We start from the raw sequence: 26974 nt of genomic DNA, 5'->3' as shown, positions 1-26974 counted from the left end.
CCCTCACCTGCACCAGCAGGTGAGGGGCCGTCGGCGTTCCGTCGCCGTGCGTCGACTCAGGCCGTGGCCTCGGTCGTGACCTCGGTCGTGGCCCGTGCCGGCACGTGCACGACCTGCACCGGGCAGTGCGCCGCGTGCACGAGGCCCCGGCTCACGGACCCGAGCAGCAGGCTGGCCGCCCCTCCTCGCCCACGCGCCCCGACGACGACCAGGCCCGCGCCCTCCGAGGCGCGGGTCAGGACCTCGGAGGGCGCGCCCTCCACGTCGTCGGTCGTGACGTCCAGCTCGGGGTGGCCGTGCGTCACGGCGTCGCGCGCCTCCGCGAGGTGGGTCAACGCCGCGCGCCGGACGACGTCCTCCGGGTCCTGGCCGGGGAAGGCCCGGGCCCAGTACGTGGTCTCCCAGTCGTGGGCCGGTGCCGCGGACCACGCGGCGACCACCCTCAGTGGCGCGTCCGCGGCCGCGGCGGCCTGTGCGGCGTGCTCGAGCGCCGCCTGCGCAGCGGGACTGCCGTCGACGCCGACGACCACCGGCCGACCGGGTCCGACGGGTTCGGTCTCACCGCGGACGACGACCACAGGACACCGTGCGTGCGAGGTCACCGCGAAGGCCACCGACCCGAGCAGCCCCCCGACCACGCGACCGTGACCGCGGGTGGCCAGCACCACCAGGTGAGCGGTCCGCGACGCCTCCACCAGGGCCGTCGTCGCCCCGCCCAGGTGGGCGACCGGGCGCACGTCGACGGACGGCTCGACCTTCCGCGCCACGTCGACGCCCTCGGCGGCCACGTCCTGCGCGGAGTCCTCCAGCACGCCGGGGAACCACGCCATCGCCCCGGCCCCCGCGACCGCCAACCGGGCGTAGTCCAGTGCGTACACGACCGCGAGCGGCCGGGCCCGGCGCACCGCCTCCCGCGCGGCCCAGACCACCGCCTCCTGCGAGCTGCTGGAGCCGTCGTAACCCACGACGACCGTCCCGTCGACGTCCATCACGCCCTCCGTCCCCGAGCGCCGGTGCAGGTCCGGCGTCCGCTCCCAGCCTCGTCGGCCGGTCGCGCGGCCGCGAGGGGCGAAGGTCCCGGCGGGGGGCTCCTCATCACCGTTCATGGAGGCGCCGGCGCGGGAGGTGACGCGGCGAGCAGGTCGACGGAGGCGCCGCACAGCACGCACACCGCGACGTACACCGAGGGCCAGCCCCGTACCCGGGCGTGGGTGGCCGCCGCGGCGTGGCCGGGTTGGAAGAGGTGCTCGGCGCAGGGCCCGCCCCCAGGACCGGTCCCTGCAGGGGACGGCCGGTGCGCCGGGGGCCGGCTCGGGTCGGTCGGTCGGTTCGCGGACGGCACAGGTGGACCCCTCGGTGCGGCGGCTCGACCCGTGCGCGACGAGCATAGGCGCCGCGCCCGACCCCTCGCCCTGGGGAGTGAGACCCCCGCCACGCACCATGCGCCGCGGACCACCCGGCGGTCCGCCGGTCCGGGTCGGCAGCCCGTCAGCCCGGGTCGCCGGCCAGGACGACCTGCACCGGGCACCCCGCCGCGTCGAGCACCGACCGGCTCACCGAGTCGCTGGTCAGGCCGGCGAGGGCGAGCCGTCCCCGCGAGCCGACGACGACGAGGTCCGCGCCGTCCGCGTGCCGGGCGATCGCCGCGGCGGCCGGCTCCGACGTCAGGATCCGGGACACCGGCAGGCACGGGTCCGTGCCCGCGGCGCGCAGCGCGTGGGAGACCACGCTGCGTGCGGCCGCCAGGTCGCGGCCACCCGACGTCTCGGGCGCGAAAGAGTGCACCACGCGCAGCCTGCCGTCGCGCAGCCGCGCCTCCGCGGCGGCGTGCCGCAGCACCTCCACGCCGAGCGGCCCGTCGGGGACACCCGCGACGACCACTGGCTGGTCCGCCGGCTCGGCCGGCTCGTGACCGTCGTCCGGGACCACCGTGACGGGGACACCGACGCGACCGAGGATGCTGCGGCTGGTGGACTCCAGGCCGAAGGCCCGCGGGCCGTGCGCACCCCGGGCCCCGACGACGAGCAGCCCGGTGCCCTCCAGGAGCGCCGCCAGGTCGGCGGGCCGGGGGTCGACGAGGACCACCGCGTCCACGCGCAGGCGCGGGTGGGTGGTACGCAGGCCGTGCGCGACCGCGTCGACGTGCGCCCGTGCCTGGGCGAGGAGCTCACCGTGCTCACGGCGCTGCGCCGCCACCTCACGGGAGGCGTCGAACGGCTGCGTGACGACGGTGAGGAGCGTGAGGGCCTCGCCGCGCAGCTCCGCCTCGCGCACCGCGAACTCCACGGCCCGGCGGCTGTGGTGGGTGCGGTCGTCGCCGACGACGACGCGTCCGGTCCCCGGGGCCGGACGGGGTGCGGCGAGCAGCGCGCCTCGTTCGGGGGCGGACGGGTAGTCGGGCACGGGGTCGGTGGCGCGGTGCTGCGCCGGCGCGGCCGCCGGGCGGGTGCCGCTGCTCGTGGTGCTCATGTCGGGCTCCTCTCGACCGTCCCCCTCGTCCCACCAGCCTCCGCGCCGCGTCCGGCGGCCGGTACGGGCGAAGGTCCCGCCACGCGGGCGCGGCCGGCGGCACAATGGCGCCGTGGGACACGACGCCTCGTCTCACGCGTCCCGACCGCCCGCGGGGTGGCCGGGGGCGGACGGCGGCCGCGCGCACCCCGTGGTGGCGAGGGGGCGGTTGGGCCGGTGGCTGCGCAGGCGCGCGAGCGCCGGCGGAGCGGGGGGTTCGCGCCGCAACCTCCTCGTGGGGCAGGAGGAGGAGCGGCGGCAGCTGGCGACCGGCATCCACGACGACACGGTGCAGGCGGCCGTCGCGGCGTCCTTGCGCCTGCAGCGCCTGCGCCGTCACCTCGCCGCCGGCGGGACGGCGGGTGGGACGGTCGACGAGCGCGCCCTCGCGCTGCTCGACCAGGTCGACGCGGACCTGTCCGCAGCCGTCGCGAGGCTGCGCCGGATGGTCTTCGAGCTGCACCCGCCGACCCTGGACGACGAGGGGTTGGAGTCGGCGGTCTGCCTCTACCTGGAGGAGACCGTGGAACCGGCTGGACTGACCTGGTCGGTGGAGGTGGACGGACCCGAGCCCGCCGACCGGGCCGTGCGGGTGCTGGCCTACCGGTTGTTCCGCGAGGCGGCCTGGAACGCGGTCCGCCACGCGCGCGCCACGACCCTGGAGGTGGTGCTGCGCTCGACCGGGACGGAGCTGGAGCTGTGCGTGGCGGACGACGGGGTCGGCTTCGACCCGGCGCGCGTGCGGCAGGCGCGGCCGGGGCACCTGGGCCTGCGAGGCAGCGCCGAGCTGACCGAAGCCGTCGGCGGCTCCTGGGAGCTGGACACCGCACCCGGTGCGGGGACGCGCGTGGTGCACCGCATCCCGCTGGTCCTGGACTGACTGCGGCCGGGGGCTGGTGCGGTCAGGTGGCCGTGGTCCGGACGGGCACCGTCCGGACCGCCGTGACCACGTCGTCGCACGGCGGGCTCTTGACGAAGTAGGCGCGCGCGCCGGCCGCCAGCATCGCCGCGCGCGAGCGCGGGTCGGCGGCCGCGGACAGCGCGAGGACCACGAGCCCGGGGTCGTGCTCGAGCAGCCGCCGGGTCAGGCCCGCCCCGCCGTCGCCGGGCATCTGCACGTCGACGACCACCACGTCGACGTCCGCACCGGTCACGACGTCCAGCGCCTGGTCGGCGGAGACGACCGCTGCCAGGACCGTCAGGTCGTCGTGGTCCCCGAGCAGGTCGGCGAGGGCGCCGACGAAGCGCGGGTCGTCGTCCACCAGCACCACGTGGCGGGGGCGTCGTCCGGGCTGGTCGGTGCCGGGCGGGTCCCCGGGCACGTCCACGGGCGGGCGGGTCACGGGTCGAGCCCGAGGTCGATGAGTCCCTCGCGCGCCGCCCGGACCACCGCGTCGAGGCTGGTGTGCACCTCGAGCTTGGTCATCGCGCTGCGCAGGTGGTTGCGCACGGTGTGCTGGGACAGGTGCAGGTCGTCGGCGATGCGCGGGACGGGCACGCCGTTCGCCAGGGCCTGCAGCACCTCCGTCTCCCGCCCGGACAGGGCGGGACGGCTGCTGGTGCCCTGGCGCAGCCGCACGATCCGAGCCATCGCCTCCCGGCTGAACCACGCCCCACCGGCGCCCACCGCCTTCACGGCCCGCAGCAGCTCGTCGGGCCGGGCGTCCTTGCGGACGAAGCCCATCGCGCCGGCCGCCACGACCTCCGCCAGCGCGTGCGCCTCCGGCACCGCGGTGACGGTCAGCACGTGGGCGTCGGGGGCGGCGCTCAGCAGCTCGTCGACCGCGTCCCCGCCGCGGCCGTCCGGTAGCCGGAAGTCGAGCAGGACGACGTCCGCGGGTGCCGTGCGCAGCCGCCTGCACGCGCCGGCGAGGTCGTGCTCGGTGCCGATCACGCGGATCTCCGGGTCGTCGTCGAGGACGGCGGCGAGTCCTGCCGCAACCATCGCGTGGTCCTCGACGATGAGGACCGTCACCGGTCCCGTGCCCATGTGCCGAGGGTAGGTCCGACCGGTGCTCGCGCGCCTGCCGCCGGACGGTCACCGCGCCGGACTGTCCGCGCGGGGTGTCGGACGGTCACCGGCGGCGGCCTGGTGCGTCGATGACCGTGCGTCGATGACCGCACCACGTTACCCGTGGGTGAGCGGTCGACGACATGACGTGATCGCGTCAGGACGACCGGTGCCTTGTGGCCTGTCCGCGCCGACGGCGGGCAGGCAGGCTGCTGGGCACGGGGTGACGGGGTGGACGTCGGAGGGACGCCGATGCTGGCTGGGGCCGTGGTGGGGACGCAGGTGGGCAGCTCGCCCGGACCGGCGACGGGGGCGGCAACGTCGACCGCCGACCCGCGTCCCGGGGTGCGGGGTGGGACGCACGCCGGGACGCGTTCACGCGCCCACGTGGTGCGAGGGCGCCAGCCGTCCGGCGCGCCGACGTCGTCGACGGGGTGGGGCCGACCCCGGACCGGCGAGCGCGCCGGCGCGGCCGTCGTCGTGGCGGAGCGGCAGGAGCTGCTGCGCCGGACCGAGCTGCTGGTCCGTGAGCTGTCCGGTCGCGTCAGCGCGGGCGCGGTCATCTCGTGCGTCGTGCGCTGCGCGGACGAGCTGGTCCGGCTCGGCGTCCGCTCGGGGCTCGCCGACGCCGTGGAGGCCATGGCCCGCGCCCGGCTGGTCGGTCCGCCGGAGGTCATCGAGCTGCCCTGACCGGTCCCCAGCGCGGTGACGTCAGAGCGCTCCCGCTCGTCGCAGGGTGACCAGGGCCACGAGGCCGACGGGCACGGGCAACCAGAACGTCACGAGCCGGTGCACCAGGACCGCGGTGACGGCCTGCTCGAGGGTCAGCCCGACCCCCACGAGCCCGGCGACCGTCGCGCCCTCGACGCCGCCCACCCCACCGGGGGTCGGCAGGACCGAGCCCAGCGTGGTCCCGACCAGCAGCACGACGAGGACGGCGGCGACGCCGGCGTCCGCGCCGGCCGCGCGGGTGGCGGCCCACAGGCTCAGCCCGAGAGCGGCCGTCAGCCCGGTGGCGCCCAGCACCAGGGCGGCGGCGCGGACCGGCCGTCGCAGGGTGCACGCGAGCTCCCGCCCGGTCACGCGCAGCTCCCGCGCGCCGGCGCGCAGCCGGCGCGCGGCACCGTGCAGGCGATGGGAGGGCCGGGGGAGCGCCGCCCCCGCCACGACGGTCAGCACGACGACGACGGCGACCGCCGCCGGCCACCACCCGGGTGCGGGTGAGGTCAGGTCCCGACCAGCCCGGCCGAGCCCGTCGCCGTCCACCACCAGCACGGCGGCGAGCAGGACGAGGGTCAGCGCCAGCTGGGCGACCTGGGCGGCAGCGGCGGCCGTCGCGGCCTGCACGACGCGGGCGCCGCGGCGGACCATGACGCGCGCCGTCACCCCGACCACACCGGCCGCGCCGGGGGCGACCAGGCGCGTCGCCGCCGCGGCGAGCTGGGCCCCCACCGCCGTCCGGAAGGGTAGCCGGACCGGGCTCGTGGCCGCGGTGACGGCGGCGGCGGCGACGAAGGACGTCGCGCTCCCGGCGGCGGCGACCGCCACCCAGCGCCCGTCGGCGCCGAGCGCCGTGCGGCCCACCGACCGCAGCTCCTCGCCGACGCCACCGGCCGCGCCGGTGAGGTGCGACAGGACCACCTGCGGGTCGAGTGCGTGCAGCACCAGCAGCACCGTGGCGACCAGCGCCCCGAGGGGAACGGCGCGCGCAGGCAGGACGACGGCCCCGCGTGGGCGGGGACGGGTGCCGCCGGTCAGCGTGGTCACGGGCCCTCCTCGGTGGTGACGCGACCATCCACCCACCGACCGCCGGGACGGGGCATCGTCCACCCGGCTGCACCGCCCCAGACTTTCGTCTCCCCGGGGCGCGGTCGGCCACGGAGGGTGGCACCCTGCGCAGGTGCCACGGACCGAGCCGCCGTCGGTGGGCCCCACCGGGTCTTCGGCGTGGAAGCGCCTGCGAGCCCTGCCCGGCGTGACCGCGTCCGCCTTGCACGGGCACGACCTGCTGCTGGTCGCGGCGGGGCTGACCTTCTACGCCGGTGTGGCGGCGACGCCGCTCCTGCTGCTCTCCGCGCGCCTGGCGTCGGCGCTGGTCGGCGAGTCCCGGATCGAGGAGCTGGCGGGCGCGCTCGGCGAGGCGCTGCCGTCCGCGCTGGGCGCCGACCGGCTGGCACCCGACCTCGTGCTGGCGGCCGCGGAGGTGTCGTGGCTCGTCGTGGCCGTGAGCGTGCTGCCCGCCAGCCTGTACGGCGAGGGGCTGCGCCGCGCCTACCTCGTCGTCGCGCCGCCGACGGACGGGCGGGAGACGCTCACCGGCTGGCGCGGCAGGCTGGCGACGCTGCCCCTGCTCGCCGTCGCGCCGCTGCTGCTGCTGGCGGTGCTGGCGGTCACGCCCCTGGTCGCGGAGCTGTTCTCCCGCGGGGTCGGGGGAGGCGTCCTCGGCGTGTACGTGGCCCTCAACGTCGACTGGCTGGTGGTGTCGGCGGCACTGGTGTGGTCGTTCCGCGTGGTGGCGGCGCGCGAGGTCCCGTGGAGGCTGGCGCTGGGCGGCGGGCTGGCCACGGGCGCGTTCGTCGCCGGCTTCCTGCAGGGGTTCGTGCTGTTCCTGTCCCTGCCCATCGACCTCGGCGCCCCCTTCGGTGGCGCCACCGCCGTGGGTGCCGTGACCGCGGTCGGGCTGTGGGTGTGGCTCCTGCACGTGGTGGTGCTGACCGGCTACGTGGCGACGACGCAGTGGGAGGGGACGCCGGGTGAGGGGACGCGGCGTGGCACGTCGCCCGGGGGCACGGCGCGCTAGGCGCCGCCGGGGCGTCCGGCGCCGCGACGACCCGGCGGCGGGCGCAGCAGCGACCCGACGGCGACGGCGGCCTTGCGGTGCCCCGGGACGGTGGCGCGGTGCGTGAACACGTCGTAGTCGGCGTCCTCGACCCGGTCGAGGATGCGCGCGTAGAGCACGCGCGCCGTCCACACGCACCGGGCGCCGCGCGGGGAGAGCAGCGGGATCCCCGCGTCGGCCTCGCGGTAGATCCTGCGCGTCCGGTCGATCTCGAACCGCATGAGCTCGCGCCACGCGGGGGTCACCCGTCGCTCGAACGGGTCGACCCCGAAGCGGTCGAGGTCCTCCTGCGGCAGGTACACCCGCCCCCGCTCGAGGTCCTCGCCGACGTCGCGCAGGAAGTTCGTCAGCTGGAAGGCCACGCCGAGGCTGCGGGCGGCGTGCGTCGCCTGCGGCCCACGTCCCCCCAGGACCGGGAGCATCATCTCGCCGATCACCGCGGCCGAGCCGTCCATGTAGCGCTCGAGGTCGGCGTACGTGGCGTGCGTGCTCACCGTCAGGTCCATCTCCATGGACCTGAGGAAGCGGTCGAAGCAGGACGGGCTGATGCCCGTCTCCTGCACGGTGGCCAGCACCGCCACGAGCACCGGGTCGTCGCTGCGACCGGCGGCGAGGTCGGCGCGCCACCGGTCACCGAAGGCGGCCAGCGCGGCCACCCGCTCGGTGCGCGGCCGGTCGTCGAGGTCGTCGACGATGTCGTCGGCGAGCCGGCAGAACGCGTACACGGCGTGCACGTGCCGGCGCTCCGACGCGGGCAGCAGCCGCGCCGCGGTGGCGTAGGTCTTGCCGAACCGGCGGGCGATGCGGGCGCACCGCCGGTACGACGCCGCCAGGTCGGCGTCACCGGGTGCCGGGCGGGCGGCGGGGCGGGGGGCCGTCGCGGTCACGCGGTCACCGGTCCCTGCGGACGGCGACGTCCACCATGGCGTGCAGGGCGTCACGGGCGGTCGGGGACAGCACCGGGTCCGCGAGGGCGTCGTGGGCCTGCTGCACGCACCGGTCGATGCGCAGCCCCACCTCGGCGCGGGCGCCACTCGTCTCGCAGACGCGGGTGATGGCCGCCACCTCCGCGTCCGTCACGTCGTCGGCGCCGGCGCGCTCGAGCAGCGCGCGCTCGCGGTCGGCGCAGCCCTGGCGGGCCAGCGCGAGCAGCAGCGTCGGCTTGCCCTCGCGCAGGTCGTCACCGGCCGGCTTGCCGGTGACCGCCGGGTCGCCGAACGTGCCCAGCAGGTCGTCCTGCAGCTGGAACGCCAGCCCCAGCGGCTCCCCGTACGCCGTGTAGACGCCCTCGAGCTCGGGCAGGGCCCCGGCGACGCTGGCGCCGAGCTGCAGCGGGCGGACGACCGTGTAGCGGGCGGACTTGAGCATCGCGACGGTGCAGGCGTACTCGGCGCCCGTCTCCCCGGCCGCCGTGCCGCGCACGTCCAGGTACTGGCCGAGCACGAGCTCGCCGCACATGTCGTGCCAGACCCGACGGCCGTCGGCCGGCAGGTCGCCGGCCACGCGCTGCGCCAGTGCGAAGGCCAAGTCGCCGACGAGGACGGCCGTGCCCTCCGCGTACCGGCGCCGCTCCCCGCGCCAGCCGAGACGGGCGTGCCGGGTGGCCTGTCGCACGTGCTGCGCCGGGGCCCCGCGCCGGGTCGCGGACCCGTCCATGACGTCGTCGTGCACGAGGGCGAAGGCGTGCAGCAGCTCGAGCGCGGCGCTGACCGGCGCGACGGCGACCGCGGACGCGCCGCGGCCGGCGCCCTGGTGACCCAGGTAGCAGAACCGTGGCCGCAGCAGCTTGCCGCCACCCACCGAGGCGCGCAGGTCGTCGAGGAGCTCCTCGGCGCGGGGCGCGCCGGACCACTCCGTCGTCCGGCTGCGCAGCAGGTCGTCGAGCACGTGCGGTAGGAGTGCGGTCAGCTCGTCGCCCGGCAGGGTGGCGGGGCGGGAGGTCGTCGTCGTCATGGGACTCCCGTCGTCTAGTGCTACTTCCTACGGCCGGGCCTGTTCGGATGCAACCTCAGCGCAACCGGTCCGGATGCGAGGGGACCGGGGCCCCCCGAGACTGCTCGGGTGGGCGACGACGCGGTGGGGCGGGTGGGCGACGACGCGGTGGGGCGGGTGGGCGACGACGCGGTGGGCGAGCTGGCGGGGGACCCGCCCGGGGACGCGGGGAGCGCCGGGGGCCGGGGACGCCTGGCGCTGGTGACCGGCGCGACCGGGTACATCGGTGGCCGGCTGGTACCCGAGCTGCTCGCGGCCGGCTTCCGGGTGCGCGTGATGGCCCGCCACCCCGACCGGCTGGCCGGTCGGCCGTGGGCGGACCGCGTGGAGGTGGCGCGCGCCGACGCGACCGAGCCGGAGCAGGTCGCGGCCGCGCTGGACGGCGTCGACGTCGCGTACTACCTCATCCACGCGCTGGACACGGGGCGCGACTTCGCCGACCGGGACGCCAAGACCGCCCGCACCTTCGCGGACGCCTGCCGCCGGGCGGGGGTGGCACGGCTGGTGTACCTCGGCGGCCTGCACCCGACGGGCGAGCTGTCGGCGCACCTGCGCAGCCGGCGCGAGGTGGGGGAGATCCTGCTCGGCAGCGGCGTGCCGACGGCGGTGCTGCAGGCTGCGGTCATCATCGGCTCCGGCTCCGCCTCGTTCGAGATGCTGCGGTACCTCACCGAGCGCCTGCCCGTGATGGTCACCCCCCGGTGGGTCGACACGAGGATCCAGCCGATCGCCGTCCGGGACGTGCTGCGGTACCTCGTGGGGGCGGCGTCCCTCCCGCCGCAGGTCAACCGCGCCTTCGACGTGGGCGGGCCGGACGTCCTGACGTACCGGCAGATGATGCAGGGCTACGCCCGTGCGGCCGGTCTGGCGCCTCGGCGGATCGTTCCGGTGCCGGTGCTGTCCCCGTCGCTGTCCAGCCACTGGGTGGGTCTGGTGACGCCGGTCCCGAGCGCGATCGCCCGGCCTCTCGTCGACAGCCTGGTGCACGAGGTGGTCGTCAAGGAGCACGACATCCGGCGGTACGTCCCCGACCCGCCGGAGGGCCTCGTCGGGTTCGAGCGGGCGGTGCGGCTGGCGCTGGCGCGCGTGCAGGACCTGGACGTCGCGACGTCCTGGTCGTCCGCCTCCACGCCCGGGGCGCCGAGCGACCCGCTGCCGCAGGACCCGGACTGGGCCGGCGGCTCGCTGTACGTGGACGAGCGCGCGACCGCCGTCCAGGCGGCACCGCAGGCGCTGTGGCAGGTCGTCGAGGGCGTCGGCGGTCGCAACGGCTGGTACTCCTGGTCGCTGGGCTGGCGGGTCCGTGGCCTGCTCGACCGGGTGGTGGGCGGTCCGGGACTGCGTCGTGGCCGTCGCGACCCGCGCCGGCTGGTCGTCGGGGACGCCGTGGACTGGTGGCGGGTCGAGGCCGTGGAACCGGGGCGGCTGCTGCGGTTGCGCGCCGAGATGAGGCTGCCGGGCCTGGCCTGGCTCGAGATGCGGGTGGAGCCGGAGCCCTCGGGGCGCAGCACCTTCCGGCAACGGGCCCTGTTCCACCCCCGCGGGCTGGCGGGGCACCTCTACTGGGCGGTGGTGACGCCGTTCCACGGCGTCGTCTTCGGGGGGATGCAGCGAGGTATCGCCCGGGCCGCCGAGCAGGTCGACGCCGAGCGCGCGGACGCCGAGCGCGCGGACGCCGAGCGGCCGGCCGGCGGCTGAGCCACCGGCCGGCCGTCCCCGGTCGGTCAGCCGCCGGCCCGGTCCCGTACGGACGAGCCCTGGTCGCGGGTCTCCTCCGTGACGGTCTGCTTAGAGGAGCGGCCCTCCTGCGTCACCCGCTGCGCCCCCTCCTGAGCGGTCGAGCGGACCTCGTCCGCCGCGTGGGACGCCTTGTCCTTCATCTGCTCGCCGACGTCGCGGCCCACCTGCTTGGCCTCGTCGGCGAGCGGTGCCGCGTGCTCCCTGGCGGCCTCCTCCGCCCGGGAGGCCAGGCGCTGCTCCTTCTCGGAGGCGGGCAGCAGGGAGGAGACGAGCCAGCCGACGCCGAAGGCGATGAGGCCCGCAGCGAGGGGGTTGCCCTCGGTCCTCTCCCGGGCGGTGTCCACCGCGCCGCTGGCCGCGTCCGAGGCGCCGCTGGCGACGTCACCGGCCCGGCCCCTGACGGACGACGCCGTCCCCCCGGCCGAGTGGCCGGCGTCGTTCGCCGACCCCATCACCCGGTCGCGCAGGGAGCCGAGGCTGCTGCGGGCGGCCTGCTTGCGCCGCTCCACCACCCGGCTGGGGCTGACCCGGTCGGACAACGCGTCCACGTCCCGGGTGAGGTCGTGCCGGGTGCCCTCGATGTCGTGCGTCAGCCGTTGCGTGTCTTCGCCCACTGGACGTCCTCCTTGATCGTCTGGGTGGTGGCCGGCAGCGTGGGGTCGGCCTCCTGCAGCTTCTTCCGGCCCATCAGGGCCATGACGGCGGCGACGGCTCCCCACAGGAGGGCCACGACGAGCGCCGCGAGGTCGAGGGGCATCACCCGGTCGAGGAGGAAGACCAGCGCGAGGGAGACGAAGACGAGGAACAGGTTCCCCGCCACCCCGGCGCCGCCGAGCAGCCCGGCGCCCTTGCCGGCCTTGGTGACCTCGGCCTTGGCCTCGGTCTTCGCCAGGTCGATCTCCTGCCGCACGAGGGTGCTGAGGTCCTTCGCGATGTCGCCGACGATCTCGCCGAGCGAGCGGTCGTCACCCCCGGCGGGGGCGGCGTGCTGGGTGCCCGGGTCCTGTCCGGGTGCGGGTGCGGTCACGGCGTCAGCCCACCGGGACGGGGCGTGGAGCCGGGGCGGCCGGGCGACGACAGGCCGGGTTCGACCGGGTCCTGCGCGACCGGGTTGCCCGTCGTCGGGTCGACCCGCTCGTACGCTCCGGCCGCCCCTGCGCCGGCTCCCGCACCGGTCCCTGCGCCGGGCGGTGGCGCGCCGACGGGCGGCACGCCGGTGGTGGCGGGTGCCGTGTCCGGCCGCGGGACCGGCAGGGTCCCGTCCGCGCCGGCGGTCGTCCCCGTGCCGTCCTCGTCGCGGTGGGCCTGGACGCCGCCGCGGGTGAGCCGGCCGGCGAGCACGCCCGCGGTGACGGCGCCGAGCAGGAACGTCCCCGGCCTGCGCCGGGCGAGCCGCCGGACGTCGTCGAGGACGTCGCCGGGTTCGCGGCCCTCGAGGGCGCTGCGGAGGTCACCCGCCCGGCTGCTGACCTGCCGGGCCAGCTCCGAGGCGATCCCGGAGCGACCGCCGGCCTCGATCATCGCGTCCAGCTCGTCGGTGAACTCGGCGAGCGCCTGCGCGATCCGGTCCTTCTGGGTGCGGGTCTGGTCGCCGACCTGGGTGCGCAGCTCGCCGAGGAGGTCCCGGGCCTGGTGCTGCACCTCCTCGACGACCTTGCGCGCCTCCTCGCCGGCGGTGCCGGCCACGTGCTGGGCCTCGGCCGTCGCGGTGTCCTTCACCTGGCTCGCAGACTCCTTCGCGGCGTCGGTGGTGGAAGCGGCGCCCTGGCTGGTGGAAGCGGCGCCCTGGCTGGTGGAAGCGGCGCCCTGGCTGGTGGACCCGGACGCGGTCGTGGGCCCGGACGTGGTCGTGGGCCCACCTGCGCCCGGTCCGGGGGGCTGGTTCGTCATCGCTTCTCCTCCTGGGGTCGACTGGAGGACGAGGTACCCCGCGGCGGGTCCGGTATGCCCGCATCCCCCCTGCGCCGGCGTGCGGGCGCCGGCCACTGCGACACCCCTGGCGCGGCGTCGCCCCGCGGCCGTCGGTGGCGGACGGCTCGCGGGGCGACGGTGGGTGGGGCGCTCAGAGGTCGGCGGGGCGCAGCACGAACGAGATGCCGTGCGCGATCTGCGCGTTGCCCGCGTTGAGGTCCAGGTCCCTGCGGTCCAGGAAGGGGTCGATGTCGTTGCGGTCGGCGTCCTTGAGCCGCACGACCTTGCCCTTGGTGGACAGCACGTCCACCTGGAAGGTGCCGCCCTGCGCCGTGGTGAGGTCGGCGCCGTCGGAGGCGAGTGCGGTGGCGCTGTCGATCGTGGCGCCGGGCACGACGTGGTAGAGCAGGACGGTCTCGACCGCGTCCACGCCCACGGCGGTGGCGAGGCCGTTGAGGACGGCCTCCTCGGAGCGAGGAGCCTGGTGCGCCACGTCGAGAAGGAGCAGCCGGAACGCCAGGTCGTCCGGCAGGAACGCGGTGAGCGGCACGGAGCCGTCGGCCAGCACGGCCACCGGGCTGTCGGGCTTGGCGGCCAGGACGGCGCGGACGGCCCCGTCGAGGATGTCGTAGTCGAACGGGTTGCGGTCGAAGTCGGCGCCGTCGGCCGCGAGCACCTCGGCGAGGCTGGTCGTGCCGGTCGGGGCGGTCGTGCTGGTCGGGGCGTCGGCGGGTGCGGCCGCGGCGGGTGCGGCGACACCGGTGACGGCGAGCGCGGCGGTTCCGACGACGGCGGCGGCGGTGCGGGACAGGGACATGGCGTCTCCTCGGTGAGAGCGGACCTGACGCCCTCACTTCCGTCCCCGTCCCGGCGCCGGATGCACCGCCGGGCGGCCGCTCGTCGCGGCGGCCCGGCGTCCGCCGTCAGACGGTGACGACGCGGCTGAGCACCTGCTCGGCGAGCTCGGGCGGGACCCGGGGGAGCTGGTGGTCGTCGGCGGCGTGCTGGGCGACCTGCGCGAGCACGCCGTCGTCGTCCGGCGCGGTGAACGTCCGGGTGCACCCGGGGACGACGTCGCCGCAGGAGAACTGCTTCACGGGAGGGCTCCTTCTCTGGGGCGCCGGGCGGCGCCGGGGTGTGGTCCGGCAGACGTGCGCGTCAGCCGGGGGGCTGCAGCTCGGCGAGCCGCAGCAGGATCCGCTCGACCCGGACGACGCCGAGCGGGCGGCCGGTCTCGTCGACGCAGACGACCGGGTCGAACCGCTCCGGTTCGCCCCGGGTGACCAGACGCCGGGCGACCTCGTGCACGGACGCGGACGGCGGGACGCGCAGGGTGACGGGCGCCAGGCGGTGGGTGGCGCGGTCCTCGTCGAGGGCCCCGCGCGTCCGGGCCCCGGTCTGGGCCGGCGCGACGGCGCGGGACCGGGCGCTGCGGCGTGAGGGCAGCAGCAGCCGGTCCGGTCGGCCCCACGCGTCCAACCGGACCCCCACCTGGTCGGTGCGGGGACCGTCGACGCCGTCCAGCCAGACCTCCTCCACGAGGCTGGCGACGTTCTCCCGCAACCGGACCCGGGACCCCGCGGCACGCAGCCGCGCGGCGGCGGCGGGGTCGAGCTGCGTCCACCCCGGGGCGGGCCGTCCCAGCAGGTACCCCTGGGCGAGGGGGACGCCGAGGCGCAGGAACGCCTCGAGCTCGCCCCAGGTCTCCACGCCCTCGGCGAGCAGCCAGGCGTCGATCCGACCGGCGAACTCCCCGAGCACCTCGGCCAGGGCGAGCCGGACCTCGTCGGTGTCGGCGTCCTGGACCAGGGCCCGGTCCAGCTTGATCAGGTGCGGTCGCAGCCGGGTGATCTGCTGCAGGCCGGACCAGCCCGACCCCGCGTCGTCCAGCGCCAGCAGGCCGCCGCGGTCGGCGACCTCGTCCCGCAGCCGCACCAGCGGCGCCGGGTCGTCGACGTCGCGGTGCTCGGTCAGCTCGATCACCAGCGGCGCCAGGGAACCCGACCCCAGCAGCAGGTCGCGCAGCGCCGGTTCGGTGACGAGGTGGGGGCTGACGTTGACGGTGAGGAAGCAGTTGGCGGGCAGGTCCGCGCGCACGTCCAGCGCCTTGCGCACCGCGACGGCCTCCAGGTCGGCACCCACACCGAGCCGGTCGGCCGCGGCGAACCAGCGGTCGGGGGTCAGACCCGGGGGGCCGTCGAAGCGCGACAGCGCCTCGTAGCCGACGACGCGCGCGTCCGCGAGACCGACGATGGGCTGGAACACCAACGACAACCGCTCGGGGTCTGCGAGCACGCCGACGACGAGCTCACGCCACTGCGCCGGCTCGTCGGGGGTCGGTGCCACGGGTACCCATCGGCCGGTCCGGGCCCGGGTTGAGGGGTCCTGGTCGGCGCCGTCCGCAGGCCGGGCGGTCAGGCCGCCCCGCCGGCCGGGGTGGTCGAGGGCACCGGCGACAACGCCCAGCGGATCGCGCCCGTCGCCGCCGTCCCCATCGCCCGGACGACGGTGGCCTCGGCGACGGGGAGCCAGGGCAGTCCCAGCGGCCGCCGCGCCCAGGGCGGCAGCAGCCCCACGGCCGCGGCCGCGAGCGGGGCGTACGCGGGTCTGACCGGCAGCGGCAGCGGCGGCGAGAAGACCAGGAAGCGGGCGACGTCCCGGGCCTCGGGCGTCGCCGCCAGCTCCGGCCGGTACGCCTCGAGCCGGTCCCGCAGCGCGTCGTGGGTGACCGGTGGGTCCGGCACGCCCAGGGCCCGCGCGATGACGGCGGTGTCGGCGACGTAGCCGTCGAGCCCGGCCGCGTCCAGCGGCTCGGCCCCGTACGCCTGGTGGGCCACCAGGAAGCTGTCCACCTCGGCGAGGTGCACCCACTCCAGCAGGTGCGGGTCGGACGCGGCGTACGCCCTCCCGTCGCGCGCCCTGCCGCGGACGCCGCGGTGCACGGCCCGCACCCGGTCGACGGCGCGCTCGGCGTCCTGGGCCGTCCCGAACGTCGTGACCGCGAGGAAGGTGCTGGTGCGCGCGAGGCGGCCCCAGGGGTCCCCGCGGAAGCCGGAGTGCGCGGCCACCCCGGCCATGGCCAGGGGGTGCAGCGCCTGCAGCAGCAGGGCCCGCAGGCCACCGACGAACATCGAGGCGTCGGCGTGGACGCGTCGGACCGGTCGGTCCTCGGTGAACCAGCGGGGGCCGGGGGAGCCGTGGATGCGCTGGCGGTGCCGCGGGCCGTCCGGCCCGGCGACCTGTTCGAACAGGGCCGCGCCGAGGCGGGCGCGGGCCCGTTCCACGACGGCCGTCACGACCGCGGGTTCCGGTGGGCGATGGCACTGCTCAGGACCGTCGCGAACCCGCACCACGCGGCGTACGGGGCGAGCGCCGCGCCCGCGCCGGGCCGGACCGCGCCGGCCCGGCGCGCGAGGTCGGCCGAGCTGGCAGCCAGGACCGCGCACTCCGCGGCGGCCAGCCAGGGGCGCCGAGCCCGCCAGAACAGCCAGCTCCAGCCCGCGTTGAGGGTCAGGTTCACCGCGAGGGAACGTGCGTAGGCCGCCCGTCCCGCAGCGGGTGCGGCGTCGTCCGACAGCACCGCCGCGGACGCGACCGCCAGGTCGGCGTACAGCGGCGTCCACACCAGGGGGAAGACCGGCGCCGGAGGCTGCCAGTCCGGCCGGTCGAGCGAGCGGTACCAGCGGCTGTCCGGGTCGGTCGCCACCGCGCCCAGGGTGGCCGTGGCGGCGCAGGCGAGACCGGTCCGCAGCAGCGTGCTCAGGCGCATCGGTCCACTGTGCCTCCGTCGCGGGTGGTGTGCGAGCCAGGTCCCGGACGGGTGCGCTCGCTAGGCTCTTGACCGGCGGCTGCGGGCCGCCCGGGACGGACGGGGACCGACGTGGACGTGGCTGCGTGGCGTGCGCACCTCGACAGGCCTCTGCGCGACCACGTCGTCGTGCTCGGGGTCGCGCCCCTCGGCTCGCTGCTCGGGTACGTCGAGGCCCTGCGCGAGGCGGGAGTGCGCGACGTCGTCCTGGTCGCCTCGCGCTTCCCCGGGGCTCCGGAGCCGGCCGCGCCGGACAGCCCGTGCCGGGTCGTGCACGTCGACGTCCCGGCCCCCGCGATCGTCTCCGACGCGATCCGCGCCGAGGAACGGGCCCTGCGGGCCCTGCCGCCCCACGTCGAGCGCGTGCTGGACGAGGTCGACCCGCGGCGCGAGGCGCTGTGGCTGGCGACGTCGTTCACCGAGCAGGACGCGGTCCTCGGTCGCCGGGTGGTCGGTGGGCGGCGGCCGCAGTGGGGTCGGCTCGAGGACAAGACGGTCGTGGACTCCGTCTGGGACGGCGCCGGGGTCGCGCGCGCGCCGAGCCGGGTGGTGCCGTGCGACGTGCCGGCCGCGCTGGCGGCCCTGCGCGACCTGGACGCCGGCGCGGGCGTCGTCCTGTCCGGGGACACCAGCACCGGTGTGGCCGGGGGAGCGGACCTCGTGCGTCGCGCGCGCACGGACGACGATGTCGAGGCCGCGGTGAGCGAGCTGGCACCGCGGTGCAGGTCGGTGCGCGTGATGCCCTTCCTGGACGGCGTCCCGTGCAGCGTGCACGGCGTGGTCCTGCCCGACGGGGTCGCGGTGTTCCGGCCCGTGGAGCTGGTCAACCTGCTGCGCCGGGACGGCCAGGGGGTCCTGTACGGCGGCTTGTCCACCTGGTGGGACCCGCCGCCGCCCGCGCGCGAGGAGATGCGGGAGGTGGCCAGGCGGGTCGGGCACCACGTCGCGTCCGCCGTCGGGTACCGCGGGGCGTTCGGGCTGGACGGTGTGCTCACCGCGCGCGGCTGGCGCCCCACCGAGCTCAACGCCCGGACCAGCGTCGGTCTGCTGCTGCTGACCGAGGGCCTGCCGGACCTGCCGCTGACGTCCCTGCAGCGGGCGGTGGTCAGCGGACACGACCCCGGGGTCACGGCGGCCGAGCTGGAGGGGCTGGTGCTCTCGGTCGCCGACGGGCACCGCGGCGCCCGGGTGCGGGCGTTCACCTGGGCGGTGCCACCGCCGGCCGAGCCGGTGCGGGTGGCGCTCGCCGAGCCCACCGTCGCCGGTGTTCCGCTGGAGCCGTGGGACGGCGAGCCGGGCCCCGCGGGGGTGCTGGAGCTGCTGGGCGTGGGAGCGTGGGCGGCGGTCCGCTGGTCCCCCGGTGAGGGGGGAGTGCGTCGCGGGGAGCGGGTCGCCGGGCGCGCCGCCGCCGCGTACGAGCTCGCCGACCGCCTGTGGGGGACGGGCTTCGGGCCGCTCGACGTGCCCGGCGAAGGGGCCTGCGAAGGCGTCGGCTGACGGCCGTCGGACCCTCGCGGTTCGGGACCATCGGCCCGGGTCCGGGGTGCCGGCACCACCTACCGTTGACCCGAAGCCCACCACCGGAGGTTCCCTGTGCTGCGCCGTGCCCACGCCCTCGTGGCCGTCCCCCTTCTCCTGGTCGCCGCCTGCGGCGGCGCCGCGGACGACGACCCGTCCGACCCGGCCGACCGGTCCGGTCGGTCCGCGTCCGCGGCGGCGTCCCTGCTCGCCGAGCACGGCCTCGACGTGCTCGCCGACGCCGACGCGGCCGAGGTCGTCGACCACCTCGAGCGGCTCAGCGGTCCCGACCGGCCGAGCGACCTGATGGCGTCGGTGCGCCCGGACGAGCTGCTGCTGTCCGACGCCGAGGACGAGGTCAGCCTCCCGATGCCTGACGACCGGTTCTACGTCTCGGTGGCCCCGTACGTGGACGGCACGCACGACTGCTTCTTCCACAGCCTGACCACCTGCCAGGGCGAGATGGTCGAGGAGGACGTGCGGGTCGTCGTCACCAGCACCGAGGGCGAGGTGCTGCTCGACGAGCAGCGCACGACCGTGGGCAACGGGTTCGTCGGTCTGTGGCTGCCCCGGGGTGTCGAGGGCACCCTCGAGGTCACGGCCGGCGAGCTGTCCGGCGAGGTGCCGGTGGGCACCGGGCCCGACGACCCGACCTGCGTGACGACCCTGCAGCTCGCCTGACCGAACCGGCGCCTCTCAGGCGCGGAACCGGCGTGCGGCCTGCTCGACGCGGTCGCGGTGCTCCGCCCACTGCGCCTGCGTGCGGTCGGTGACGTTCGGGTCGCCCGGACGCATCCCCGCCCGTCCGTCCAGGGACTCCCGCAGGACGTCGGCGTGACCCGCGTGCCGGGCGACCTCGACGCACAGGTGCACCAGCACGAGGTGCAGCGTCACCGCGCCGCGCTCGCCCCACCAGGGGACGTGCCCTGGCGCGTCGAGCGGCAGTGCCCCGATCGTGGCGTCGGCGTGCGCGGCGGACCGGTGGTGCAGGTCCACCACGTCCTGCCGGGTCTGCTCAGCGGGCACCCACAGGTCGGCGTCCGGCTCGGCGTCGTCGGCGTCCCACGGCAGGTCCTCGGCGGCGGGACGCCCGAACACCTCCCCGAGGTAGCCGAGCTGCACGGTCGCGACGTGCTTGACCAGCCCCAGCAGGTTCGTGCCGGTGGGCGTGAGCGGCCGACGGGCGTCGTAGTCGTCCACCCCGTCCAGCGTCGCGAGCAGGTCGTCGCGCTGGCGGCGCAGGTACCGGTGCAGGGTCTCCTTGTCGTCCACGGGGCGATCCTGCCCCTCGCCGCTGACATCCCGCGGACATCGGGTCGATCCGGAAGCAGGTCGTCCGGATGCGCGTCTACGGTGCCCGGCATGACGAGGACGGGTGGCACGGGCACCAGCGGATCGGGCGACGGATCGGACTGGTGGGTGGTCGACGGCGTCGCGACCGGGTGGTTCGCCGCGCCGTCCCTGGTCACGGCAGCGGAGCTGGCCGGGCGGGTGGCGGCGCTGTCGGCCGTGGCCGCGGTCGACGTGCGCCCGACGGGGGCACGGGTCCGCGTCGACGCCGGCGCGCACGCCGAGGCGGTGTCGGGTGCCGCGCGGGACCTCGGCCTCATCGGGGACCCCGCCGTGCCGCAGCAGCTGGACGTCGTCGTCGAGTCGCCCGACCCGGCCGCCCTGCGGCGCTTCTGGCAGCCGGTGCTGGACTACGTGCCCGGGCCGGACGGCGCCCTGCAGGACCCGTTGCAGCGGGACCCGGCCCTGCGGATCCGGCCGTCCACCGAGGCCCTGCCGCTGCGGAGTCGCATCCACCTCGACGTGGTGCGCCCGGCCGAGGCGGTCGAGGCGTCCGCCCCCGGCGAGCCCGCGGGGCCGTACGGGGTGCGTCACACCGACCCCGACGGCAACGAGGTCGACCTGGTCCCGGGCTCACCGCTGGGTGAGGCAGACGGCACCCGCGACTGGCAGGTCGTGTTCAGCGCCGTCGCGTGCTACCGCACCGCGTCGGTGCAGCAGCAGCGCGACCTCGCCGCCGCGGCAGCGCGACTGGCCGACGAGGCGGGGTTCCCGCTGCTGCTCGACCTGCGCCCCGGCCTCGTGCTGCTGGACAGCGGCAAGGACCAGTGGGAGCGCGACGCCCACGGCCTCGAGGTCGACTTCGAGGCGCTCGCGGCGGCGCTCCAGACCGCCGCCCGAGGGCTCGGCGCCACCGCGGACGCGGGTCGGGCCCGGTTCACCCAGGTCGTCCTGGACGCCGTCGACGTCGCGGCCGTCCGCGCGTTCTGGGTCGCCGCGCTCGGGTACGTCCCGGACCGCCGGGACCACGTCACCGACGTCCATGACCCGCGCCGGCTGGGCCCGGTCGTGGTGCTGCAGGACCTCGACGCCTTCGAGACGGACCGGCGCCGCCAGCGCAACCGCATCCACTGCGAGCTCGCCGTGCCCCCGGACGCCGCGCGCGCCCGTGTGGCCTCGGCGCTCGCCGCGGGCGGCCGGCTCCTCGACGAGGCGGCCGGACGCTGGCTCGTCACCGACCCCGAGGGCAACGAGCTGGTCGTCGTCGGTGCGCCGTGATCGTCGGGGCCGGTGGGGGTGGTGGCGCAGGTGGGGTGGTGGGGCAGGTGGGGCTCGAACCCACGACCGACGGATTATGAGTCCGCTGCTCTGACCGGCTGAGCTACTGCCCCGGGTGGTGACCGTCCGGCGGGGCCGAATGTAGCGCTCGCCGCGACCCGGCGACGTCCCGCCTCACGGCCGCAGCAGCGCCACGACCAGGACGAGCAGCAGCAGCGAGTGGACGATCTCCAGCACGCCGACGCGCTTGGGTGTCCAACCCCGCCCGGGGAGCACCGCCGCACGGACCATCAGCCACGCGAAGGGCGCCGCGAACGGGACCGCGACCGCGCCGGCCAGGCAGGTCGCCACGCCGTGGTAGCCGACCGAGCCGAGCAGCCAGGACCGGCTGCCGCGCTCCCGGATCATCGTCTTCACGTAGGGAACGGTCCCCGCGAAGTACAGCAGCAGGACCGCGGAGGCGGGGGCGACGTCCCACGCCGACCCGCCGGCGGCCACGACCGCCACGGGAACCATCAGGACGCCTTGGACGACCCCGGCCAGGTCGTTGACGGCCGAGCGCTCGTCTCGCCGCCAGGCGTACCAGGCGTTCACCGCCACCAGCCCGGCGAGCGGGAGCCCGAACCACAGCAGCCGAGGCTGGACGAGCACCGGCACCGCCGCCGCGGGGACCGTCACCGCCGCGTACAGCCGCAGCTGCGCGCGCACCCGGGCCACGCGCCGCGTCTTCACCGCCAGGAGCGCGTAGTACGACAGCAGGTAGCCACCCACCCAGGCGACCAGCAGCGGCAGGTGCACCCACGCCGGGCCCCCGAGCAGCACCCCCGCGGTGAACGGCACGAGCAGCATCGCCCACGCCCCGTGCTGCGGGGGGACGTAGCGGCGCACCGCTCGACGCCGTGCCCGGCTCGGCGAGCCAGTGGCCGACGCGGGTGCGGGGCGGTCGTCCGGGCGCACGGCGGTCGAGGTCACCCGCACGACGCTACGGAGGGGTCGGCGCCCGCCCCAGGGACCTTGGTCACGACCACCGCCCGGACCGTGGGGAAGCCGCCGACGGCGGGTCGGGGGAGACTTGCCCCCGGCAGCGCACGACGACCCCGGAGGCGACCGGTGACGGACTACGGCCAGGAGCTCAGGTTCGGCACGTTCCTGACCCCCACCGCCGAGCGACCCGGGCAGGTCGTCGCCCTGGCCCAGCTGACTGAGCAGGTGGGACTCGACCTCGTGACCGTCCAGGACCACCCGTACCAGCCGCGGTTCCTGGACGCGTGGACGCTGCTGGCCGTCGTCGCCGCCCGGACCGAGCGCGTGGCGGTCGCCCCGAACGTCGCGAACCTGCCGCTGCGCCCGCCGGCCGTCCTGGCCAAGTCCGTCGCCAGCCTCGACCTGCTCACCGGCGGCAGGGTCGAGCTCGGCCTGGGGTCGGGCGCCTTCTGGGAGGGCGTCGCCTCGCTGGGCGGTGGCCGGCTCGCGCCGGGGGAGGCGGTCACCGCGCTCGAGGAGGCCCTCGACGTCGTCCGGGGGCTGTGGGACACCGAGCGGCGCAGCGCCACGAGCGACGGTCGCCACCACCGCGTCCACGGCGCCCGGACCGGCCCGGCGCCCGCGCACCCCGTCGAGATCTGGCTCGGGGCGTACAAGCCGCGGATGCTGCGGCTGACCGCGCGCCGGGCCGACGGCTGGCTGCCCAGCAGCGGCTACGCCGACCCCGACGCCCTCGCGGTGATGACCCGCACCGTCGACGAGGCCGCGGCCGCCGCCGGCCGCGACCCGGCCGAGGTCCGGCGCCTCTACAACGTCTCGGGCACCTTCGGCCGCACCAGCCGCGAGTTCCTCGCGGGTCACGCCGGTGAGTGGGCGGAGCAGCTCACCGAGCTCGCCCTCGGTCTGGGGACGAGCACGTTCGTCCTCGGTTCGGACGACCCCGACACGATCCGGCGGTTCGCCGCCGAGGTGGCGCCCGCCGTCCGGGAGGCCGTCGAGGGGGGCCGCCGCGGCGGCACCGCCGGCACCGAGGGCACCGCCGGCACGGGCGGGGCCGGCACGACGGGGGCGCCGGACCCGACGTCCACCGGAGCCTCCGCCCCGGGGACTCCGACGGCACCGTCCGTCCCAGCCGGGCTGGGCGTCGTCCCCACCCCGGACGACGGCACGCGCCTGACCGAGGTCCGCGTCTGGGACGAGGGCAGCCGTCCCACCGCCCCGGCGCCGGACCCCGACGCCACCTACACCGCCCAGCAGCAGGCCAGCGGCCAGCACCTCGTCGACGTCCACGACATGCTGCGCGGCGAGCTCGCCCAGGTGCGCGACCTGATGGAGCAGGTGCTGGCCGGCACGCTCGACGCCGGCGCGGCGCGCTCGCACGTCAACGTCATGACGATGCGGCAGAACAAGTGGACGCTCGGCACGTACTGCGAGTCCTACTGCCGGGTGGTGACCACCCACCACACGATCGAGGACGTCGGGATGTTCCCCCACCTGCGCGGCGCGGAGCCGGCGCTGGAGCCGGTGATCGACCGGCTGGAGCAGGAGCACCATGCGATCCACGACGTGCTGGAAGGGGTCGACCGGGCGCTGGTGGCGTTCGTCGCCTCCACCGACGGCGGGGCGCAGCTGCGCGCGGCCGTCGACCTGCTGACGGACACGCTGCTGTCGCACCTGGCGTACGAGGAGCGCGAGCTCGTCGAGCCGCTCGCCCGGCACGGGTTCCGGTGACCGGTCACGACCGCGGCGCGCCGGCCGGGTCCGGCGTCACCCTCGTGGTCGACGTCGCGAACGTGCTCGGTGCACGGCCCGACGGCTGGTGGCGCGACCGGGCCAGGGCGAGCGAGCGCCTCGTCGCGGCCCTCGCGCGGCTGCCGGGACGCGTCCTGGGCGGGCCGGACGCCCGGCAGGACCCGCTGAGGGTGGACCGCGTCGTCGCCGTCCTCGAGGGACGTGCCCGTGGGGTGCCGGTGCCGGACGGCGTCGTCGCGGTCAGGACCGCGGGCAGCGGGGACGACGCGCTCGTCGAGCACGTCGCGGGCGCCGCCGGACCGGTCGTCGTGGTGACAGCCGACCGGGGCCTGCGGCGACGGCTACCCGCCGGGGTGAGGGTCCTGGGACCCGGTGGCCTGCGCGACGAGCTCGACCGGCTGCGGTGAGACCACCGGGGACTGCGGCCCCGGCCTGCCGAGCAGGTATCCCTGCGCCAGGTCGCACCCGGCGTCGCGCAGCGCCGCGAGCTGCCGCTCGTCCTCCACGCCCTCGGCGACCACCTCCACGCCGAGACCGCGGGCCAGCTCGACGACGCCGCGCACGACGGCCATCGAGGGGGCGTGGTCGGGCAGGGCGGCGATGAACGACCGGTCGATCTTGATCTGGTCGACGGGCAGCTGCTGCAGCCACGCGAGCGTGGAGTAACCGGTCCCGAAGTCGTCCAGGGACACCCGGACGCCGATCTGCCGCAGCTCCACGAGCCGCTCGACCACGCCGGGCAGGTTGGACAGCGACCGGGACTCCACCACCTCCAGGTGCAGCCGCTGCGGGTCCACGCCGTGGACGGCGAGCGCGGAGCGCACCGCCTCCGGCAGGCGGGGGTCCAGCAGCGTCGGGGCCGCCAGGTTGACGGCGACGTGCATGGGGCCGCCGCGTGGCCCCCACCCGGACAGCGCCGAGCAGGCTGCGCCCAGGGCCCACAGGTCCAGGTCCACCACGAGGCCGGACTCCTCGGCCAGCGGGAGGAACGCCGCCGGGCCGAGCAGACCCAGGCGCGGGTGCTGCCAGCGGACGAGGGCCTCGGCGCCGACGACGGGCAGGCCGCTGGCCCGGGCCACCTGGACCACGGGCTGGAAGAACAGCACCAGCTCGCCGGCCGCGATGGCGTGCTCCAGCTCGGCCTCGAGGGAGCCGCCACCGAGCTCGGTGGCGGTGCGCTGGCCCGAGACGGCGATCTGGTTGCGGCCGCGCTGCTTCGCGTCGTACATGGCGGCGTCCGCGGCGCGCAGCAGGAGGTCCCCGCGGCCGTCCGGGCCGTGGTGGACGGCGATCCCCACGCTGGTGGTGACGCGCACGTCGCGGCCCTCGAGCCGGAACGGGGGCTCGAAGCAGGCGACGACACGGTGCGCGAGCTCGGTGGCGACGTCCGCGTCGGGTACCGACGGCAGCAGCACGGCGAACTCGTCGCCGCTGATCCGGGCGACGGTGTCCGAGGGGCGCAGCGTCCCCAGCAGCCGGGCGGCGATCTGGCGCAGCAGCTCGTCGCCGGCGTGGTGGCCGTGGGAGTCGTTCACCTGCTTGAACCGGTCGAGGTCGCAGAAGAGCAGGGCGACGGCGTCCCGTTCCCCGGTGGCACGCAGCGCGTCGTCCATCCGCTGCGTGAACAGGCGCCGGTTCGGCAGCCCGGTCAGCGAGTCGTGCAGCGACTGGTGACGCACCGTCTGCAGCAGCTGGGCGTTGCGCAACGCCGTGGCGGCCTGGTCCCCGACGCCCTGCAGGCGCGCCAGCACGTCGTCGACGTTGGCGGGCAGGCCGTTGCGGTAGGAGGTCGTCGTCACCCCGAGCAGGGCGTCGCCGGCGACGAGCGGCACGACCACGACGTTCTGCAGCCCCAGCGCGGCCATCAGCCGGTGCAGCGGCTCGCTGACCGAGCCGAGGGCGAGCACCATGGGGTCGCGCCGTCCCAGCAGCGCGGCGAGCTCGGGGGTGGAGTGCACCGGCACCTGGTAGCCGAGCAGGAACTCCCGGCGCTCGTCCGAGTGGCCCTCCGACGCGATCGGCTGCATCACCCCCTGAGCGGGGTCCCACAGCATGAAGCTGTTGCTGTCGCTGCCGACCACGTCGGGCAGGGCCGAGCAGACCACGTGCGCCACCGTCTGCGCGTCGCCCGCCGAGGCCAGCTGGTGGGCGAGGGAGAGCACGGCCCGGGCGCGCCGCTCGTCGGACCTGCTGTCCTCCAGCGCCTCGATGAGGTCGAGGGCGGCCGCGGCGTGCCGGGCGTAGGAGCCCAGCAGCGAGCGTTCGACGGCGACGTGCGCCCGGCGGCTGCCGTACACGGCGGCCAGCCGGCCGTGGCTACGGCGGGCGGACTGGACGTCGACCACGACGGCGTCCGGGAGCCGCCCGGTGGTCAGGAGCTGCTCGGCCAGTGCCGGGACCTGCTGCGGGTCGAGGCCCGCGTGGTGCACCAGGGGCGGCCCCCCGGTGCGGTCGGTGACGGCGAGCAGGTAGGCCGGCGCCAGGACGGCGGCAGCCGCGCGCTCGGTGATGCGCTGCAGGATCTGGTCGACACCGTCGCTGTCGACCAGGTCGGACGCCGCCGACTGCAGGGCCTCGAGCTGGCCGCGCAGGGCGCGCAGCTCGGCGTCCTGGCTGCTCGTGCGCCTGCCGGGCAGCCAGCGCATCCGCCGTCGACGCGACCAGGTCACGTGGTACACGCAGGTGGGGTGGCCGTCCGACTCGCACTCGTCGTGCACGATCCGCGCGGCCGGCAGGCCGAAGACCTTTGGGACCACCGACAGCAGGCCCTGCGCGTAGGCGCAGTCGAGCCGTGAGTGCTCGTACCCGTCGTGCAGCGTGAACGACAGCACGGCGTGGTCGGGGCCGGACTCCAGCACCCGCATCGTGGACGTCGAGGAGAACTTCGGGATCAGGGCGGCCACCCCGCGGTACACCTGGCGCGGGGAGCCGAGGGTGCGGACCATCAGGACCAGGGCGTGGTTGAGGGCGTGCTCGAGCGCCGTGGTGCCGATCCGGAACGGCGTCTCGGGGTCGTCGAGGACGTCGACGGCGGCCTCGAGCAGCCGGATCCGGGTGTCGTAGGACACCCACCGGGCCTCGTCCTCGAGCTCGGCCGCGCTCTGCTCCACCCCGGCGCGCTCGACCAGGGCCCGGACGGCGTCCTCGCCCCCGGCCCTGCGCACGTACCGGACGATCAGGCTGGTCGTCGCGCCCGACGTCTCTCGCGGTTCCACGAGACCACCTCCCGACACCTCATCGACAGCGACGCGTCCCACCGTGATCCACCGTTCGGGTGGCCGCGCGTCCGACCTTCGTCGGTCCCGGGGCAGGACGCCCGTCCAGTACGGTGCCGCCCGCGGAC

The 26974-nt window shown here is 76.7% G+C and carries 27 protein-coding genes and 1 tRNA gene; 9 read left to right on the top strand and 19 right to left on the bottom strand.

The features are described from left to right. Positions 1 to 56: 56 nt before the first annotated feature. Both ACYVQV_RS03340 and ACYVQV_RS03335 read right to left on the bottom strand, forming a co-directional pair. Positions 57 to 1106, bottom strand: coding sequence for a universal stress protein (locus ACYVQV_RS03340; RefSeq protein ID WP_461021838.1), 1050 nt, complete (start codon positions 1104 to 1106; stop codon positions 57 to 59). 382 nt (positions 1107 to 1488) lie between these two features. Next, positions 1489 to 2469, bottom strand: coding sequence for a universal stress protein (locus tag ACYVQV_RS03335; RefSeq protein ID WP_461021837.1), 981 nt, complete (start codon positions 2467 to 2469; stop codon positions 1489 to 1491). Between the two features lie 112 nt (positions 2470 to 2581). Here ACYVQV_RS03335 and ACYVQV_RS03330 point away from each other — a divergent pair, with 112 nt between their 5' ends. Next, the gene (locus ACYVQV_RS03330; RefSeq protein WP_461021836.1) at positions 2582 to 3388 is read left to right on the top strand and encodes a sensor histidine kinase; all 807 of its coding nucleotides are present in this window, start codon (positions 2582 to 2584) and stop codon (positions 3386 to 3388) included. A 22-nt stretch (positions 3389 to 3410) separates the two neighbouring features. On the opposite strand, the gene ACYVQV_RS03325 is transcribed toward ACYVQV_RS03330, so the two are convergent. Both ACYVQV_RS03325 and ACYVQV_RS03320 read right to left on the bottom strand, forming a co-directional pair. Continuing rightward, positions 3411 to 3851, bottom strand: a complete 441-nt coding sequence (locus ACYVQV_RS03325) for a response regulator (protein ID WP_461021835.1) — start codon at positions 3849 to 3851, stop codon at positions 3411 to 3413. Beyond that, positions 3848 to 4498, bottom strand: coding sequence for a response regulator (locus tag ACYVQV_RS03320; protein ID WP_461021834.1), 651 nt, complete (start codon positions 4496 to 4498; stop codon positions 3848 to 3850). Before ACYVQV_RS03320 ends, ACYVQV_RS03325 begins: the two co-directional genes overlap by 4 nt. A 408-nt stretch (positions 4499 to 4906) precedes the next feature. Here ACYVQV_RS03320 and ACYVQV_RS03315 point away from each other — a divergent pair, with 408 nt between their 5' ends. Then, entirely contained in the window at positions 4907 to 5209 is a 303-nt protein-coding gene (locus tag ACYVQV_RS03315; protein ID WP_461021833.1) for a hypothetical protein, read from the top strand. Between the two features lie 21 nt (positions 5210 to 5230). Here ACYVQV_RS03315 and ACYVQV_RS03310 read toward each other — a convergent pair whose 3' ends face one another. Next, entirely contained in the window at positions 5231 to 6286 is a 1056-nt protein-coding gene (locus ACYVQV_RS03310; protein WP_461021832.1) for a lysylphosphatidylglycerol synthase domain-containing protein, read from the bottom strand. A gap of 208 nt (positions 6287 to 6494) precedes the next feature. Between ACYVQV_RS03310 and ACYVQV_RS03305 the strand changes: the two genes are divergently transcribed. Next, positions 6495 to 7319, top strand: coding sequence for a YhjD/YihY/BrkB family envelope integrity protein (locus ACYVQV_RS03305; protein WP_461021831.1), 825 nt, complete (start codon positions 6495 to 6497; stop codon positions 7317 to 7319). Here ACYVQV_RS03305 and ACYVQV_RS03300 read toward each other — a convergent pair. Next, positions 7316 to 8245 carry a phytoene/squalene synthase family protein gene (locus ACYVQV_RS03300; protein WP_461021830.1) on the bottom strand — a complete coding sequence of 310 codons (930 nt, stop codon included), beginning with the start codon at positions 8243 to 8245 and terminating at the stop codon, positions 7316 to 7318. The genes ACYVQV_RS03305 and ACYVQV_RS03300 overlap by 4 nt on opposite strands. A 4-nt stretch (positions 8246 to 8249) precedes the next feature. After that, on the bottom strand, positions 8250 to 9311 hold the full coding sequence (locus ACYVQV_RS03295) for a polyprenyl synthetase family protein (RefSeq protein WP_461021829.1): 1062 nt from the start codon (positions 9309 to 9311) through the stop codon (positions 8250 to 8252). A 171-nt stretch (positions 9312 to 9482) separates the two neighbouring features. Between ACYVQV_RS03295 and ACYVQV_RS03290 the strand changes: the two genes are divergently transcribed. Then, a complete protein-coding gene (locus tag ACYVQV_RS03290) occupies positions 9483 to 11048 on the top strand; it encodes an SDR family oxidoreductase (protein WP_461021930.1) in 1566 nt (521 codons plus the stop codon). Positions 11049 to 11074: 26 nt separating this feature from the next. Here the strand turns inward: ACYVQV_RS03290 and ACYVQV_RS03285 are convergent, their stop codons facing one another. The 8 genes from ACYVQV_RS03285 to ACYVQV_RS03250 all read right to left on the bottom strand — a co-directional run bounded on the left by ACYVQV_RS03285 (position 11075) and on the right by ACYVQV_RS03250 (position 16770). Then, entirely contained in the window at positions 11075 to 11704 is a 630-nt protein-coding gene (locus ACYVQV_RS03285; protein ID WP_461021828.1) for a DUF3618 domain-containing protein, read from the bottom strand. Continuing rightward, positions 11680 to 12117: a phage holin family protein gene (locus tag ACYVQV_RS03280; RefSeq protein ID WP_461021827.1), complete on the bottom strand. Its 438-nt coding sequence runs from the start codon at positions 12115 to 12117 to the stop codon at positions 11680 to 11682. Before ACYVQV_RS03280 ends, ACYVQV_RS03285 begins: the two co-directional genes overlap by 25 nt. Next, positions 12114 to 12980: a hypothetical protein gene (locus tag ACYVQV_RS03275; protein ID WP_461021826.1), complete on the bottom strand. Its 867-nt coding sequence runs from the start codon at positions 12978 to 12980 to the stop codon at positions 12114 to 12116. The genes ACYVQV_RS03280 and ACYVQV_RS03275 overlap by 4 nt, the downstream gene beginning before the upstream one ends. Before the next feature lie 172 nt (positions 12981 to 13152). Further along, entirely contained in the window at positions 13153 to 13818 is a 666-nt protein-coding gene (locus tag ACYVQV_RS03270; RefSeq protein ID WP_461021825.1) for a fasciclin domain-containing protein, read from the bottom strand. Between the two features lie 106 nt (positions 13819 to 13924). After that, positions 13925 to 14098, bottom strand: a complete 174-nt coding sequence (locus ACYVQV_RS03265; RefSeq protein ID WP_461021824.1) for a DUF1059 domain-containing protein — start codon at positions 14096 to 14098, stop codon at positions 13925 to 13927. A 61-nt stretch (positions 14099 to 14159) separates the two neighbouring features. Next, entirely contained in the window at positions 14160 to 15347 is a 1188-nt protein-coding gene (locus tag ACYVQV_RS03260; protein WP_461021823.1) for an EAL domain-containing protein, read from the bottom strand. A gap of 68 nt (positions 15348 to 15415) precedes the next feature. Then, entirely contained in the window at positions 15416 to 16297 is an 882-nt protein-coding gene (locus tag ACYVQV_RS03255; protein WP_461021822.1) for an oxygenase MpaB family protein, read from the bottom strand. Further along, the gene (locus tag ACYVQV_RS03250) at positions 16294 to 16770 is read right to left on the bottom strand and encodes a TspO/MBR family protein (protein ID WP_461021821.1); all 477 of its coding nucleotides are present in this window, start codon (positions 16768 to 16770) and stop codon (positions 16294 to 16296) included. Before ACYVQV_RS03250 ends, ACYVQV_RS03255 begins: the two co-directional genes overlap by 4 nt. 111 nt (positions 16771 to 16881) lie before the next feature. On the opposite strand from ACYVQV_RS03250, the gene ACYVQV_RS03245 reads away from it, so the two are divergent. Further along, entirely contained in the window at positions 16882 to 18306 is a 1425-nt protein-coding gene (locus ACYVQV_RS03245; RefSeq protein ID WP_461021820.1) for a hypothetical protein, read from the top strand. Between the two features lie 96 nt (positions 18307 to 18402). Beyond that, positions 18403 to 19008, top strand: a complete 606-nt coding sequence (locus tag ACYVQV_RS03240) for a CueP family metal-binding protein (RefSeq protein ID WP_461021819.1) — start codon at positions 18403 to 18405, stop codon at positions 19006 to 19008. A gap of 15 nt (positions 19009 to 19023) precedes the next feature. On the opposite strand, the gene ACYVQV_RS03235 is transcribed toward ACYVQV_RS03240, so the two are convergent. Further along, positions 19024 to 19599 carry a DinB family protein gene (locus ACYVQV_RS03235; RefSeq protein ID WP_461021818.1) on the bottom strand — a complete coding sequence of 192 codons (576 nt, stop codon included), beginning with the start codon at positions 19597 to 19599 and terminating at the stop codon, positions 19024 to 19026. A gap of 90 nt (positions 19600 to 19689) precedes the next feature. On the opposite strand from ACYVQV_RS03235, the gene ACYVQV_RS03230 reads away from it, so the two are divergent. Continuing rightward, positions 19690 to 20895 (top strand): VOC family protein, encoded by a 1206-nt coding sequence (locus ACYVQV_RS03230; RefSeq protein ID WP_461021817.1) that lies wholly within the window; start codon positions 19690 to 19692, stop codon positions 20893 to 20895. A gap of 36 nt (positions 20896 to 20931) precedes the next feature. Here ACYVQV_RS03230 and ACYVQV_RS03225 read toward each other — a convergent pair. Both ACYVQV_RS03225 and ACYVQV_RS03220 read right to left on the bottom strand, forming a co-directional pair. Then, positions 20932 to 21008, bottom strand: a tRNA-Ile gene (locus ACYVQV_RS03225). A gap of 61 nt (positions 21009 to 21069) precedes the next feature. Beyond that, on the bottom strand, positions 21070 to 21867 hold the full coding sequence (locus tag ACYVQV_RS03220; RefSeq protein ID WP_461021816.1) for a YwiC-like family protein: 798 nt from the start codon (positions 21865 to 21867) through the stop codon (positions 21070 to 21072). A gap of 138 nt (positions 21868 to 22005) precedes the next feature. On the opposite strand from ACYVQV_RS03220, the gene ACYVQV_RS03215 reads away from it, so the two are divergent. Further along, positions 22006 to 23610, top strand: coding sequence for an LLM class flavin-dependent oxidoreductase (locus ACYVQV_RS03215; RefSeq protein WP_461021815.1), 1605 nt, complete (start codon positions 22006 to 22008; stop codon positions 23608 to 23610). Continuing rightward, on the top strand, positions 23607 to 24038 hold the full coding sequence (locus tag ACYVQV_RS03210) for a hypothetical protein (RefSeq protein WP_461021814.1): 432 nt from the start codon (positions 23607 to 23609) through the stop codon (positions 24036 to 24038). The genes ACYVQV_RS03215 and ACYVQV_RS03210 overlap by 4 nt, the downstream gene beginning before the upstream one ends. Here the strand turns inward: ACYVQV_RS03210 and ACYVQV_RS03205 are convergent. Then, positions 23973 to 26846, bottom strand: a complete 2874-nt coding sequence (locus ACYVQV_RS03205; RefSeq protein WP_461021813.1) for a putative bifunctional diguanylate cyclase/phosphodiesterase — start codon at positions 26844 to 26846, stop codon at positions 23973 to 23975. The two genes, ACYVQV_RS03210 and ACYVQV_RS03205, sit on opposite strands and share 66 nt — an antisense overlap. Positions 26847 to 26974: the final 128 nt, after the last annotated feature.

Source organism: Thalassiella azotivora (assembly GCF_054781695.1).
Note: the sequence above shows the minus strand (reverse complement) of the source record. Positions and strands in the feature narration are given on the sequence as shown.